General features: G+C 66.8%; 13 protein-coding genes. 10 read left to right on the top strand and 3 right to left on the bottom strand.

All coding sequences use genetic code 11. The annotated features are described in order from the left end of the window. Positions 1-239: 239 nt before the first annotated feature. Entirely contained in the window at positions 240-1,052 is an 813-nt protein-coding gene (locus MHA02_RS17300) for an ABC transporter permease (RefSeq protein WP_147080942.1), read from the bottom strand. A gap of 202 nt (positions 1,053-1,254) precedes the next feature. Here MHA02_RS17300 and MHA02_RS17305 point away from each other — a divergent pair, with 202 nt between their 5' ends. The 6 genes from MHA02_RS17305 (at position 1,255) to MHA02_RS17330 (ending at position 6,453) form a co-directional block, all read left to right on the top strand. Then, positions 1,255-2,784, top strand: coding sequence for a Do family serine endopeptidase (locus MHA02_RS17305; protein WP_147080945.1), 1,530 nt, complete (start codon positions 1,255-1,257; stop codon positions 2,782-2,784). A gap of 167 nt (positions 2,785-2,951) precedes the next feature. Next, positions 2,952-3,839: an aldo/keto reductase gene (locus MHA02_RS17310; RefSeq protein WP_147080948.1), complete on the top strand. Its 888-nt coding sequence runs from the start codon at positions 2,952-2,954 to the stop codon at positions 3,837-3,839. A 161-nt stretch (positions 3,840-4,000) separates the two neighbouring features. Beyond that, positions 4,001-4,456, top strand: a complete 456-nt coding sequence (locus MHA02_RS17315; protein ID WP_147080951.1) for a hypothetical protein — start codon at positions 4,001-4,003, stop codon at positions 4,454-4,456. A gap of 116 nt (positions 4,457-4,572) precedes the next feature. Then, a complete protein-coding gene (locus MHA02_RS17320) occupies positions 4,573-5,061 on the top strand; it encodes a hypothetical protein (RefSeq protein ID WP_147080954.1) in 489 nt (162 codons plus the stop codon). Between the two features lie 17 nt (positions 5,062-5,078). Next, positions 5,079-5,933 carry a 3-deoxy-8-phosphooctulonate synthase gene (kdsA, locus tag MHA02_RS17325; protein ID WP_147080957.1) on the top strand — a complete coding sequence of 285 codons (855 nt, stop codon included), beginning with the start codon at positions 5,079-5,081 and terminating at the stop codon, positions 5,931-5,933. Between the two features lie 187 nt (positions 5,934-6,120). Further along, positions 6,121-6,453, top strand: a complete 333-nt coding sequence (locus MHA02_RS17330; protein WP_147080960.1) for a hypothetical protein — start codon at positions 6,121-6,123, stop codon at positions 6,451-6,453. Between the two features lie 200 nt (positions 6,454-6,653). Here MHA02_RS17330 and queF read toward each other — a convergent pair whose 3' ends face one another. Then, positions 6,654-7,118 (bottom strand): preQ(1) synthase, encoded by a 465-nt coding sequence (queF, locus tag MHA02_RS17335; RefSeq protein ID WP_147080963.1) that lies wholly within the window; start codon positions 7,116-7,118, stop codon positions 6,654-6,656. 239 nt (positions 7,119-7,357) lie between these two features. Between queF and eno the strand changes: the two genes are divergently transcribed. Next, entirely contained in the window at positions 7,358-8,647 is a 1,290-nt protein-coding gene (gene eno, locus MHA02_RS17340) for a phosphopyruvate hydratase (protein ID WP_147080965.1), read from the top strand. Positions 8,648-8,656: 9 nt separating this feature from the next. Here eno and MHA02_RS17345 read toward each other — a convergent pair whose 3' ends face one another. Next, the gene (locus tag MHA02_RS17345; RefSeq protein WP_170249324.1) at positions 8,657-9,712 is read right to left on the bottom strand and encodes a DUF4268 domain-containing protein; all 1,056 of its coding nucleotides are present in this window, start codon (positions 9,710-9,712) and stop codon (positions 8,657-8,659) included. A gap of 285 nt (positions 9,713-9,997) precedes the next feature. On the opposite strand from MHA02_RS17345, the gene MHA02_RS17350 reads away from it, so the two are divergent. The 3 genes from MHA02_RS17350 to MHA02_RS17360 all read left to right on the top strand — a co-directional run bounded on the left by MHA02_RS17350 (position 9,998) and on the right by MHA02_RS17360 (position 12,962). After that, a complete protein-coding gene (locus MHA02_RS17350; protein WP_147080970.1) occupies positions 9,998-10,309 on the top strand; it encodes an FtsB family cell division protein in 312 nt (103 codons plus the stop codon). A 97-nt stretch (positions 10,310-10,406) separates the two neighbouring features. Further along, a complete protein-coding gene (pdhA, locus tag MHA02_RS17355; RefSeq protein ID WP_147080973.1) occupies positions 10,407-11,456 on the top strand; it encodes a pyruvate dehydrogenase (acetyl-transferring) E1 component subunit alpha in 1,050 nt (349 codons plus the stop codon). Positions 11,457-11,510: 54 nt separating this feature from the next. Further along, positions 11,511-12,962 (top strand): pyruvate dehydrogenase complex E1 component subunit beta, encoded by a 1,452-nt coding sequence (locus tag MHA02_RS17360; RefSeq protein ID WP_147080977.1) that lies wholly within the window; start codon positions 11,511-11,513, stop codon positions 12,960-12,962. Positions 12,963-13,001 lie beyond the last annotated feature (39 nt).

The raw sequence follows: 13,001 nt of genomic DNA on the forward strand, positions 1-13,001 counted from the left end.
CGTCGGAGCGGAGGAAACCGAAGGAATGATCCGTAAGGCCGGATCGAACGTAGCGGCGGCTCGTGGCAGGTCGTCCGACCCGCCGCCTGACCGAAGGCGGTCAGCCGTCGGGGTACGTCGAGGCAGTTGCTCGACGGCTGCCGCACACAGGCCGCGTACCCGCAAGGCGGACCGGTTCCTTGCAGGGCGATCGAGCCCCGCGGGCTAGGCCACCGCAGATCGGGGGAGAGGTGTCCTTTTCAGGCACTGCCCCGGCGGCCGATCGTGCGCTCGAGGGCGAGCCCGAGCGAGAGCGAGCCGAAGATCCACAGGAACAGGTAGATGTAATCGATGGTGATCGGAAGGGTCGGATCGTAGCCGAGCCGAACCCATTCGACGAGCTGTAGAATCGGATTCCACTTCAGGTAGTAATAAATCTGCTCCGGAAAGTCGCTGGCCAGGAACATGACGCCGCTGGCGATATAGAGCAGGATACCGATCCCGATATATCCGAGTAGCCATCCCGGGAAGACCTGGATGATCGCGACGTTTACGGTTCCGACTCCAATTCCTAGGGCGATCGCGCTCAGATATCCACAAATCGCCGTCGTTATATCCTTCGGTATCGGATTGAGGCCGAGCGCAAACAGGATCGTCAGAATCAACATCACACCCAGGAAGCTGCTGACGATCTCGACGAGAACGCGCGAGAACATGACATCGAGCGTTCTGACCTGAGGATAATAGGTCAGCGGCTTGTTCTGCATGATGCCCTTCATGATCTCGCGGGAGATGTACTGAAAGGCGAGGGCGGGAATGGCACCGGTTGCCGCGAAGACCATCGTGCTGTCGCCGAACGGCGGCGGCACATGCCGGAAGGCCATGGCGGTGGCGATGATGAACATGTGCGCCACCGGCCAGAGCACCTGGACCAGATAGCCCCAGTAGGAGCCGGCGAAGCGGGTGCGCATGTCGCGCAGCATCAGCGCGTTGAGCACGCGCAGATACGAGTCGATCCGCTCGGCCTTCGAGAAGATGGACCGCGGCCCGAGCGAAGGGATTTCGAGTTGCATGGCAGGCCGTCGAACGCTCCGTTCAGGCCTTCGCTATCGCCAGCGAACGCGACCAAATTGAGCCCGCCAGCCCAAGGCGCCATTCGTGCCGCATGACGAAACCGTAATGCCGGCGCCACGCCCAGGTCAGGCGGCGGCCCGTATTTCTGGCGATACGCTCCGCCCTGCACGGCGACAGCACGACCGCTTTCCGGAGATCTCCATGACAACGACCTTCCGTCGTCGCGCCCTCGCTTCCGTCGCCGCCGCGGCCATCGTCGCCGGCGGCGCGGCGGGCGTCGGCGCGATTGCCCCCGCGACCCAGGTGCTGGCTCAGGCGCTGCCCAAGACCCCGATCGAGGCGCCCGAGCATCCGCCGGGCTCGTTCGCCGGCATCGTCAACAAGGTGAAGCCCGCCGTGGTCGCCGTGAAGGTGAAGCTCAACGACGACGCCACCGACGATGACGACGACGGCCCGGGCCGTCCCAACATGCAGCAGGTCCCGCCGCAGCTGCGCGAGTTCTTCAAGCGCTTCGGGCAGGGTGGTCCCAATGGCGGGCAGCAGGGTCAGAACGGCGCCCCGCAGCGCCAGGGACAGCGCGGTGCCGTCGGCTCGGGCTTCATCATCTCCGCCGACGGCTACGTCGTCACCAACAACCACGTGGTGAGCAAGGCCAAGAGCGTTCAGGTCACCCTCGACGACAACCGCACCCTCGACGCCAAGGTGATCGGCACCGACCCGAAGACCGACATCGCCCTCCTGAAGATCAAGGACGACGGCTCCTACCCCTACGTGTCCTTCGGCAAGTCCGCGCCGCAGGTCGGCGACTGGGTGGTGGCGATCGGCAACCCGTTCGGCCTCGGCGGCACCGTCACCGCCGGCATCGTCTCGGCCCGCGGCCGCGACATCGGCGCCGGTCCCTACGACGACTTCCTGCAGATCGATGCGCCGATCAACAAAGGCAATTCGGGCGGCCCGGACTTCAACGTCCAGGGCGAAGTGGTGGGCGTGAACACCGCGATCGCCTCGCCGTCGGGCGGCAGCGTCGGTCTCGCCTTCGCCATCCCCGCCGAGACCGTGCAGGCGGTGGTCGACCAGCTCCGCAACGACGGCAAGGTTGTGCGCGGCTATCTCGGCGTGCAGATCCAGCCGGTGACGCAGGACATCGCCGACAGCCTCGGTCTCCAGAAGGCCAAGGGCGCCCTGGTGAACTCCACCGAGAGCGGCACCCCCGCCTCCAAGGCGGGCCTGAAGACGGGCGACGTGATCGAGAAGGTCGACGGCAAGCCGATCGACGACGCCAAGGAGCTCTCGCGCAAGATCGCCGGCCTGAAGCCCGGCACGAAGGTCGAGCTCGCCTACCTGCGCAATGGCAAGAGCGACGTCGCCACGGTCGAACTCGGGACCTTGCCCACGGACCTTAAGGCGGCCCGCAGCGACGACGAGGGCGGCTTCGCGAACAACGGCCAGCCGCGCCTCGGGCTCGGCCTCGCCCCGGCGGACGAGGTCGGCCTCGGATCGAGCGGCGTCGCCGTGGTGCGGGTCGATCCCGAGGGTCCGGCCGCCGCCAAGGGCATCGAGCAGGGCGACGTGATCCTGGATGTCGCCGGCACCAACGTGTCGAGCCCCGCCGACGTCGCCGCGCAGATCCGCACGGCCGAGTCCAACGGACGCAAGGCGGTCCTGATGCGCGTCAAGAATTCGAAGGGCGTGACCCGCTTCGTGGCGGTCTCGCTGTCGAAGAGCGGCTGAGTCCGGCCGCTCGACCCGGCGCGGTCTTCTCCCCGCGCCGGGCCCGTTTCCCTCGATTCCCCGACTGCGCCGACCCGGAAACGGGTCGGCGCTTTTTTCATTGCGGGGATGCGCGGGCGAACCACGGCGCCCCGTCGGCGTTCTCCCGGGGTAGCGGAGAGCGACATATGACAAGCCCACAGGGCTCGGCGGCACAATCCGGGACCTTCGCCATCGGCGGCGATCTCAGCGTCCATCGCCTCGGCTTCGGCGCGATGCGCGTCACCGGTCCCGGCATCTGGGGCGAGCCGGACGACCCCGAGAAAGTCAGGGCGACGTTGAGGCGGGTGCCGGAACTCGGCATCGACCTGATCGACACCGCCGACAGCTACGGCCCGTTCGTCAGCGAGGACCTGATCCGCGAGGTCCTCTACCCCTATGACGGCCTCGTCGTCGCCACCAAGGGCGGCCTGACCCGGCACGGGCCGGATGTCTGGCGGCCAGTCGGAAACCCCGATTATCTCCGTCAATGCGTGCTGATGAGCCTGCGCCGCTTGAAGGTCGACCGCATCGACCTCTGGCAGCTCCACCGCATCGGTCCCGACGTCCCACGCGAACGTCAGTTCGAGGTGATCGCGGCGATGCGTGACGAGGGTCTGATCCGCCATGTCGGCCTCTCCGAGGTTTCGGTCGAGGAGATCGAGGCGGCCCGGTCGTTCTTCCCGGTCGCCACCGTTCAGAACCGCTTCAACCTCGTCGACCGGACCAGCGAAGCGGTGCTGGACCACTGCGAACAGCACGGTATCGGCTTCATCCCCTGGGCGCCTCTCGACAAGGGCACGCTTGCGAAGCCCGGCTCGGCGCTCGCGGAGATCGCGATCAAGCGCGGTACCAATGCCGGGGCCGTCGCGTTGGCGTGGCTGCTGAAGCGCTCGCCGGTGATCCTGCCGATCCCCGGAACCGGCGACCCCGAGCATCTCGCCGAGAACGTGCGTGGCGCCGGCCTCGCTCTCACCGACGACGAATTCCGGGCGCTCGACACGCAGGGCCGGGCGGCCTCGACGTCGGCTTCGTGAGCGTTTTCATGCGGCGCACCCGGCGCCACGACATCAACCAGCAATGGATCGATGCGACATCGGCGAGGCCTCAGGCGACGTTCGGCTGCCGCCCGCCACAAAGTTGCCCGAATCCTGCATGGCGCGCCGCAACGCCGTCTGCCGACCGGAAAGGCCCCCATATGCGCGCTGCGACTCTGACATTGGCCGGACTGCTGGCGATCTCCGCGGCTCTCCCCGCCATGGCGCGGCCGGTCTGGACCAGCGGCACCTTCGTCTATGCCGATCTCTGCACGGACCAGAACGCCGGCCGGCTCGAAGGCCGCCGCGTCACGGTGCGGCGCTCGCCCAATGGCGATGGCGTGCTCTACGAGGCGGCGGCGGGCGCGGCCGTCACGCCGGTTCCGGCCGAGGTCCTGTCGATCGACGACGGCACCCGGCAGATCGCCTTCACCGTCGAGAGCGAGGCCGGACCGATGCATTTCCAGGGCGTCGCAGGGGCCGATGTCCTGGCCGGTACGCTCAGCGACGGCTCCGGCGACCGCCCCCTGCGCCTGCGCCGGGTGCTGCGTTCGCACGAGCGCGAGGCTTGCCAAGCCATGCAGCAGGACCCGGACACCACCGCCTCCACGAATTGATTCTTGTGTGAAGGCCGAGTGCGAATCCCCATCGCTGCGGACGCTGCGAAGCGACCCAGCGCCATGCGGGAATGCCCGGCTCGCCACGGCGGCGCGCGCGGGCTAGACCGACAGGCATGATCCTTCGTGCCGCCGCAGCCGGTCTCGCCCTCTGCCTCGCCGCCGGCACTCCGGCCCGAGCCGACGGTTGCGACGCGCTGACCGCACGGCTCATCCGCGGCACCGGCGCCTCGTTCGCCGGACGCACCGGCCCGCTGGTCGTGTTTCGGGCGACCGACGCGGAACGCATGAGCCTCGATTGCGGAACGCCCCACCGGATGATCTTTCGCTCCCGCGAGCGCGAGCCGAACCGCTTTTACTTCGTGCTGATCGGCCTGGCCGCGACGACGCTCGCCGGCGCCGATGCGGAGCGCGTCGAGGTCCTGGCCCTGAACCTGCACCAGCAGACGCTGCTCACGGGTGAGCCGCAGCAAGGCAGGCTGGGAGGCGTGGTCCTGCGCTGCGAGCCGACGGACCGGCTCGACGGCTTTTCCGACGGGGCGCTGTGCCGGCTCGCAGCGGACCGGAGGCCGAGGCGCAGGGGCGGCCTTTCCGCACGCTCATGAGCGCGGTAGAGCGGGGCATGTCGCAGCAGCCCGCCACCGGTCCCGTCGTCCATGCCGGCGCCGTCGCCTTCGCCAACCATTTGCCTTTCGCGCTGATCGCCGGCCCCTGCCAGCTCGAGAGCCGCGAGCACGCCCTCACCATCGCCGCGGCGCTCAAGGAGATGACCGAACGGCTCGGCATCGGCCTCGTCTTCAAATCCTCCTTCGACAAGGCCAACCGCACCTCCGGCAGCACCGCCCGCGGCATCGGACTGGAGGGCGCGCTGCCGATCTTCTCGGAGATCAAGGAGCGCTTCGGCCTGCCGGTGCTCACGGACGTGCACGAGGCCTCGCACTGCGCCGCGGCGGCCGAGGTCGTCGACGTGCTGCAGATCCCGGCCTTCCTCTGCCGGCAGACCGACCTGCTGCTCGCCGCCGCCGCCACCGGCCGGGTCGTCAACGTCAAGAAGGGTCAGTTCCTGGCACCCTGGGACATGGCCCATGTCGCCGCCAAAGTGACCGGGGCCGGCAACCCCAATGTCATGGTGACCGAGCGCGGCGCCTCGTTCGGCTACAACACGCTGGTCTCCGACATGCGGTCGCTGCCGGTCATGGCGCGGGTCACCCACGGCGCGCCGGTGGTGTTCGACGCGACGCACTCCGTCCAGCAGCCGGGCGGGCAGGGTGCGACCTCGGGCGGACAGCGGGAGTTCGTGCCGGTGCTGGCCCGCGCCGCGGTGGCGGTGGGCGTCGCCGGCCTGTTCATCGAGACCCATCAGGATCCCGACAGCGCCCCCTCGGACGGACCGAACATGGTGCCGCTCGCGGCGATGCCGGCACTGCTCGCACGGCTCCAGGCCTTCGACCGGCTGGCCAAGGATTCGGCATCGTAGTTAACGCAACGGTTCCGGTCGTTCGCCACCCTGCTTTCAGCACAGGTTCAGGTCGCGCATGCGATCTTAAGGCCACCGAAAATCTTCGGGTTGGCGGATGCGGTCTCGGATTTCCTCGAGTTCTTGGGAACTCGCTGTGAAGCTCGGCGTTATCCGCCCTAACAAAGCCTGAAGTGGGAAGGACGCTATGCGCAAACTTGCAATCATCACGGCCATCGTGGCTTCGACCATCCCGATGCTCGCAGCGACCGCCGAAGCGCGGCCCTATGGCCGCGGCTATTACGGCGGGGGTCATTACGGCGGCGGCTATGGTCGTGGCTACTACGGCGGCCGTCGCGGGATCGGCACGGGTGCGGCCGTCGGCCTCGGTATCGCCGGTCTCGCGGCCGGTGCCATCGCCGCCGGTGCAGCCAGCAACTATTACGGCCGGCCGGGCTACGGCTACTATGAGCGTCCGGCTTACGGTTACGCCCCGGCCTATGGCTACGGCGGCGGCTACGGTGGCTATTACGGCTACTGATCCTCGGGATCACGAAGTTGGGGAGGGCGGCCGGTGAAAACCGGTCGCCCTTTTCATGTGCCGTGACACGGTCGATCCGCCGGACGCTCAGCCGGCCGGACATGGTTCAGTCTTCGGGGGTGAGCATGCCAGCCCTATGAGCGGTGCTCGATCAAGCCGGATCGGGCCGCGGAAAACTGCGAATACCTGTCCGAACCTGCTCAGCCGCGGCCACGATAGGGGGCCACGCCCTGCTCGGGCAGCCAGATGCCCTTCAGCGGCTCGCCAGTCTGCCAGAACACGTCGATGGGAATGCCGCCGCGTGGGTACCAATACCCGCCGATGCGCAGCCAGCGCGGTTCGAGCAGCGCCGTCAGCCGCCGGCCGATGCCGACCGTGCAATCCTCGTGGAAGGCACCGTGGTTGCGGAAAGCGCCGAGATAGAGCTTGAGCGATTTCGATTCGACCAGCCACGCGCCCGGTACGTAATCGATCACCAGTGTCGCGAAATCCGGTTGGCCGGTCACCGGGCAGAGCGAAGTGAACTCGGGCGCCGTGAAGCGCGCGAGGTAATCGGTATCGGCATGCGGATTCGGCACCCGGTCGAGTTGCGCGGCCTCCGGAGAGGCGGGCAGGGGCGTGGCCTGACCGAGTTGCAGGCCGGCGGCTGAAGGATCATCGCTCATGCCGCCGCTATAGCGGCTGGCCGCGCGCGGCGCATCTCGCACGGAATGGTTGCACGCGCATCAAGTGCCCGGGCGTTCTTTCCAAGACCTGGAAAAATACTTCGAACACCGGAAAGATTCTTCATGGCCGGCGGCGCTTGCCCGGCGCTGTCGCTTGGCGGATAAGCCGCGCGGATGATGTCGCACCCTGCCGCTCGCTGCCGGGCCGGTCCCGCGCGACGCCTGACGAAGGACGTTCCATGACCGCGATCACCAACATCGCCGCCCGCGAGATCCTCGACAGCCGGGGCAACCCCACGGTCGAGGTGGACGTGCTGCTGGAAGACGGCTCCTTCGGCCGCGCCGCGGTGCCGTCGGGCGCCTCCACCGGCGCGCACGAGGCCGTGGAACTCCGCGATGGCGACAAGGCGCGCTTCGGCGGCAAGGGCGTGCTCAAGGCGGTCGAGGCGGTGCAGACCGAGATCCTCGACGCCATCGGCGGCATGGAGGCCGAGGATCAGGTCGCCATCGACGAGGCGATGATCGCGCTGGACGGCACGCACAACAAGGCACGCCTCGGCGCCAACGCGATTCTCGGCGTCTCGCTCGCCGTGGCCAAGGCTGCCGCCGAGACCGCCGGCCTGCCGCTCTACCGCTATGTCGGCGGCGTCCAGGGCCGCGTCCTGCCCGTGCCGATGATGAACATCGTCAACGGCGGCGCGCATGCCGACAACCCGATCGACTTCCAGGAATTCATGGTGATGCCGATCGGCGCCTCCTCGCTCAGCGAGGCCGTGCGGATGGGCGCCGAGATCTTCCACACGCTCAAGAGCGCCCTGAAGAAGGCCGGTCACAACACCAATGTCGGCGACGAGGGCGGCTTCGCCCCGAACCTGCCTTCGGCCGAGGCCGCCCTCGACTTCGTGATGGAGTCGATCCAGGCCGCCGGCTTCAAGCCGGGCCAGGACGTGGTGCTGGCGCTCGATTGCGCGGCCACCGAGTTCTTCAAGGACGGCGCCTACCGCTACGAGGGCGAAGGCCAGACCCGCTCCATCGAGCAGCAGGTGGACTACCTCGCCAAGCTCGCCAGCGCGTACCCGATCCTCTCGATCGAGGACGGCATGTCCGAGGACGACTGGGAGGGCTGGAACCTGCTCACCCGTAAGATCGGCGACCGGGTTCAGCTCGTGGGCGACGACCTGTTCGTGACCAATGTCGAGCGCCTGTCGCGCGGCATCAAGGAGGGCACGGCCAACTCGATCCTGGTGAAGGTCAACCAGATCGGGTCGCTCACCGAAACGCTCGCTGCCGTAGATATGGCGCAGCGCGCCGGCTACACCGCGGTGATGTCGCACCGCTCGGGCGAGACCGAGGATTCGACCATCGCGGATCTGGCCGTCGCGACGAATTGCGGGCAGATCAAGACCGGCTCCCTCGCCCGCTCCGACCGGTTGGCCAAGTACAACCAGCTGATCCGCATCGAGGAAGGCCTCGGCGCGCAGGGGCGCTATGCCGGCCGCGAGGCGCTGAAGCAGCTGGCGACGCGCTGAGACCGATATTCAGTTTGCAGTGCTGGCGTTGCCGGTCGCGACCTCTCGCAGGGAGGTCGCAATGCGGGGCCTTAGTGCATTGACGAAGGCATTAATCGCTTCGCGGAACCATTGAAGCTGCTCTTCGCGCACGGCAGGATCGCCGAGCTTGGGGTAGCGCTTCGATGCCGCGACACGAACCTTTCCATTTCCGTCGCGCGACCAAACGACCGGCAAACCGATCTCGTTCGTGATGTCTTCACGATCAATTTCAAGCTGTAGGCCGATCGCCATAGCGACCGCGCTTGTCCGGTCACTTCCGAGGAAGATGCCAATGCCACCCTCCTTCTGACTAAAGTAACAGGTCAGCCACATCCCGGGAGTTGGCATTCGGAAGAATATATTTGGCTGCGAAAGCGGATTCGCAAGCGGCTGCTCGGCATCATCTAACCGGATTGTCGTGAGCAAATCGACCCAAAATTGTTTGTGCCTAGCTTCCCGCTCGCTCGGCTCAAGAATTCTCGACTCCTCTGGTCCTGCTGCCTCGACCTCATCGACAAGCTTCAAATCATTCCCCGCCAAAGCGACGACACTGCGGTTGACGATTAATGTCTTTGTCAAGACGCGCGGCTGAACGATTAACTGTCCTTCTCCTACCTCAAAAATTTGCATTTCTACGAGACCGAACGTGAAGTGTAGGCCCGTTGTCCCTTGAATGTAACTGGCGATAGCCTCGACACCCTCGCGGATGCCATCGCCGAGCACCAGTAGAAGCACACGCCCCTGCGCGAGGTTGCGCGTTACGTTGTCGACGAAGGCAGCCTGATCAAGATCTGGCAATCGCGCTTGCTCTTGAACGTGAGCGAAGAGGTCGAACCCCTGCTTTTTTCGGGCTCGGGCGGCTTCGCGCTGGAGGTCGGAAAATGTCCACTCCCGGATTACACGCGCGTAATCAAGAATTTGCCCTACGACTTCGCGCCGAGCTTCTGGATTACGCCACAGCTTGCATTCGACAAGTGTCGGCATGCCAAGTGGATTGATAAACAATATATCCGCGAAACCAGCCTTTCGGGTATCGAGCTCCACGCAGACCGGAATAAGTGGGCCAAACGATGGGTCGAGCTCTTGGACTGGCACCGATTCCGGATGCGCGAAGACGAGGTCCCGAATCCAAGCCTCATCATAGCTTCTAGAAGAATCCCCCCTTTGAAGTGAAACGGGATCTAGTCTGCGGGTGGCCCGATCGCGGGACACGAGAACCAGAGGTGTGTGCTGGCGAGATGACATCGCAGAATCCTGCCGGACGACGGTGCCTGTCGTCTACAGGTCGTGGCAACACTTTCTTCACCCTGAGCGATGATGGTTGTCCCCATGGTCATCCGTCGCCGCGTCCGAGCCGTCGTCGTGCCCGCCGTCCTCTGGACGGTGTCGGCGCTGGTGGGTGGCTATTTCCTGCTCCAGGCCGAGACGGGCAACCGCGGCATGGAGGCCAAGCGCGCGCTCAAGATCGAAGCCTACGGCCTCAACAAGGAGCTCGCCGCCGTGAAGGCCGAGCGGGCTACCTGGGAGCACCGCGTCTCTCTGCTTCGCTCCGAGCAGATCGACCGCGACCTGCTCGAGGAGCGCGCCCGCGTCGTCCTCGGCCGCGTCCACGCCAACGACGTCGTGATCATCGATCCCTGAGCGCCGCGCTTCGGCGCTGCAGAATAGCTCACGCTCGCTTTCCGCTGTCCCGCGCCCTAGAACCCTCCCGAGGCAAGGCAGTTGCGGGAGGTCGCCGATGGCAGCAGGCAGCGATGCGGGCAAGGCCGCCACGAGCGCGGATGCGCCGCAGCACCAGCCGGCGCCGAACATCCCGCAATTCACCAAGGACGAGGATCTCCACGCCTATCGGGAGATGCTGCTGATCCGCCGCTTCGAGGAGAAGGCGGGCCAGCTCTACGGCATGGGGCTCATCGGCGGCTTCTGCCACCTCTATATCGGCCAGGAGGCCGTGGTGGTCGGCCTGCAGATGGCCTCGACCGACGGCGACCAGGTCATCACCGGATACCGCGACCACGGCCACATGCTGGCCACCGGCATGGACGCCAAGGGCGTCATGGCCGAGCTGACCGGCCGCCGCGGCGGCTACAGCCGCGGCAAGGGCGGCTCGATGCACATGTTTTCGCGCGAGAAGCAGTTCTTCGGCGGGCACGGCATCGTCGGTGCGCAGGTCTCCCTCGGCACCGGCCTCGCCTTCGCCGACGCCTATACGAAGAACGGCAAGGTCAGCTTCACCTATATGGGCGACGGCGCGGCCAACCAGGGTCAGGTCTACGAGAGCTTCAACATGGCGGCGCTGTGGAAGCTGCCGGTGGTCTATGTGGTCGAGAACAACCGCTACGCCATGGGCACCTCGGTCGCCCGCGCCTCGGCCCAGACCGATTTTTCGAAGCGCGGCCTCTCCTTCGGCATCCCCGGCGAGCAGGTTGACGGCATGGACGTGCGCACCGTGCGCGAGGCGGCCGTGCGCGCCGTCGAGCATGCGCGATCGGGGCAGGGGCCTTTCATCCTCGAGATGCAGACCTACCGCTATCGCGGCCACTCGATGTCCGACCCGGCCAAGTACCGGACCAAGGACGAGGTCTCGAAGATGCGCGACGAGCACGACCCGATCGAGATGGTGCGCAAGCGCCTGATCGAGGCGCACGGCGTCTCCGAGGCCGACCTGAAGGCGACCGACGGAAAGATCCGCGAGATCGTCAACGACGCGGCCGAGTTCGCGACCCACGATCCCGAGCCCGATCCGAAGGAGCTCTGGACCGACATCCTGCTGGAGGCCAGCGCCTGAGCCCCGCTCGGCCAGCCGACCACCCCACGCGACCGGATCGATAGAGCAGCGTTCATGGCGACCGACATCCTGATGCCCGCCCTCTCGCCAACCATGGAGGAGGGCAAGCTCGCCAAGTGGCTCGTGAAGGAGGGCGACGCGGTGAAATCCGGCGACGTCCTCGCCGAGATCGAGACCGACAAGGCCACCATGGAGATCGAGGCGATCGACGAGGGCGTGCTGGCGAAGATCCTGGTGCCGGACGGCACCGAGAACGTCGCCGTCAACACGCCGATCGCGATCATCGCCGGCGAGGGCGAGGACGTCGCCGCGGCGGCGGCCGGCGGCGGCAGACCGAAGGCGAACGGGAAGGACGGCGCCCAGCCCGCGCCCACGCCGGACATGGATTCCGAGGGCATGGCGGACGCGTCGTCCGCAACCGCCAAGACCGGCGACGACTCGGCCCCAAAAACCCCGGCCGCACCGGCCGTCGTCACCAACGCGGCCGCCGCGCCGGTGATGGCGGAATTCCCGGCCGATACGCCGATGGTCTCGATGACCGTCCGCGAGGCGCTGCGCGATGCCATGGCCGAGGAGATGCGCGCGAACGACAAGGTCTTCGTGATGGGCGAGGAGGTCGCCGAGTACCAGGGCGCCTACAAGGTCACGCAGGGGCTGCTGCAGGAATTCGGCGCGCGGCGCGTCGTCGACACCCCGATCACCGAGCACGGCTTCGCCGGCATCGCGGTGGGCGCCGCCTTCACGGGCCTCCGGCCGATCTGCGAGTTCATGACCTTCAACTTCGCCATGCAGGCGATCGACCACATCATCAACTCGGCGGCCAAGACGCTCTACATGTCCGGCGGCCAGCTCGGTTGTCCCATCGTGTTCCGCGGCCCCAACGGCGCGGCCGCCCGCGTCGGCGCTCAGCACAGCCACGACTATTCGGCGTGGTACTCGAACGTGCCGGGCCTGAAGGTGGTTGCGCCCTACACGGCCTCCGACGCCAAGGGCCTGCTGAAGGCCGCGATCCGCGACCCCAACCCGGTGATCTTCCTGGAGAACGAGATCCTCTACGGCCAGAGCTTTCCGGTGCCGCAGCTCGACGACTTCGTGCTGCCAATCGGCAAGGCCAAGGTCCATCGGCCCGGCACGGACGTGACCATCGTCTCCTTCTCCATCGGCATGACCTACGCCCTCAAGGCGGCGCAGGCGCTCGCCGAGCAGGGCATCGAGGCTGAGGTGATCGACCTGCGCACGCTGCGCCCCATGGACACCGACACCGTCGTCGCCTCGGTGAAGAAGACCGGCCGCTGCGTCACCGTGGAGGAGGGCTTTCCGCAGAGCGGCATCGGCGCCGAGATCGTGGCCCGCCTCATGGTCGACGCCTTCGATTACCTCGACGCCCCTGTGCTGCGCGTGACCGGCAAGGACGTGCCGATGCCGTATGCGGCGAACCTCGAGAAGCTGGCTCTGCCGAACGTGGCCGGGGTGATCGCGGCGGCGAAGGCGGTTTGTTATCGATGAGGTCGTGGCTGGGCCGCTCATTCCTCCGTCCAGGCTGCA

The organism is Methylobacterium haplocladii (assembly GCF_007992175.1).
Taxonomy (GTDB): Bacteria; Pseudomonadota; Alphaproteobacteria; order Rhizobiales; family Beijerinckiaceae; genus Methylobacterium; species Methylobacterium haplocladii.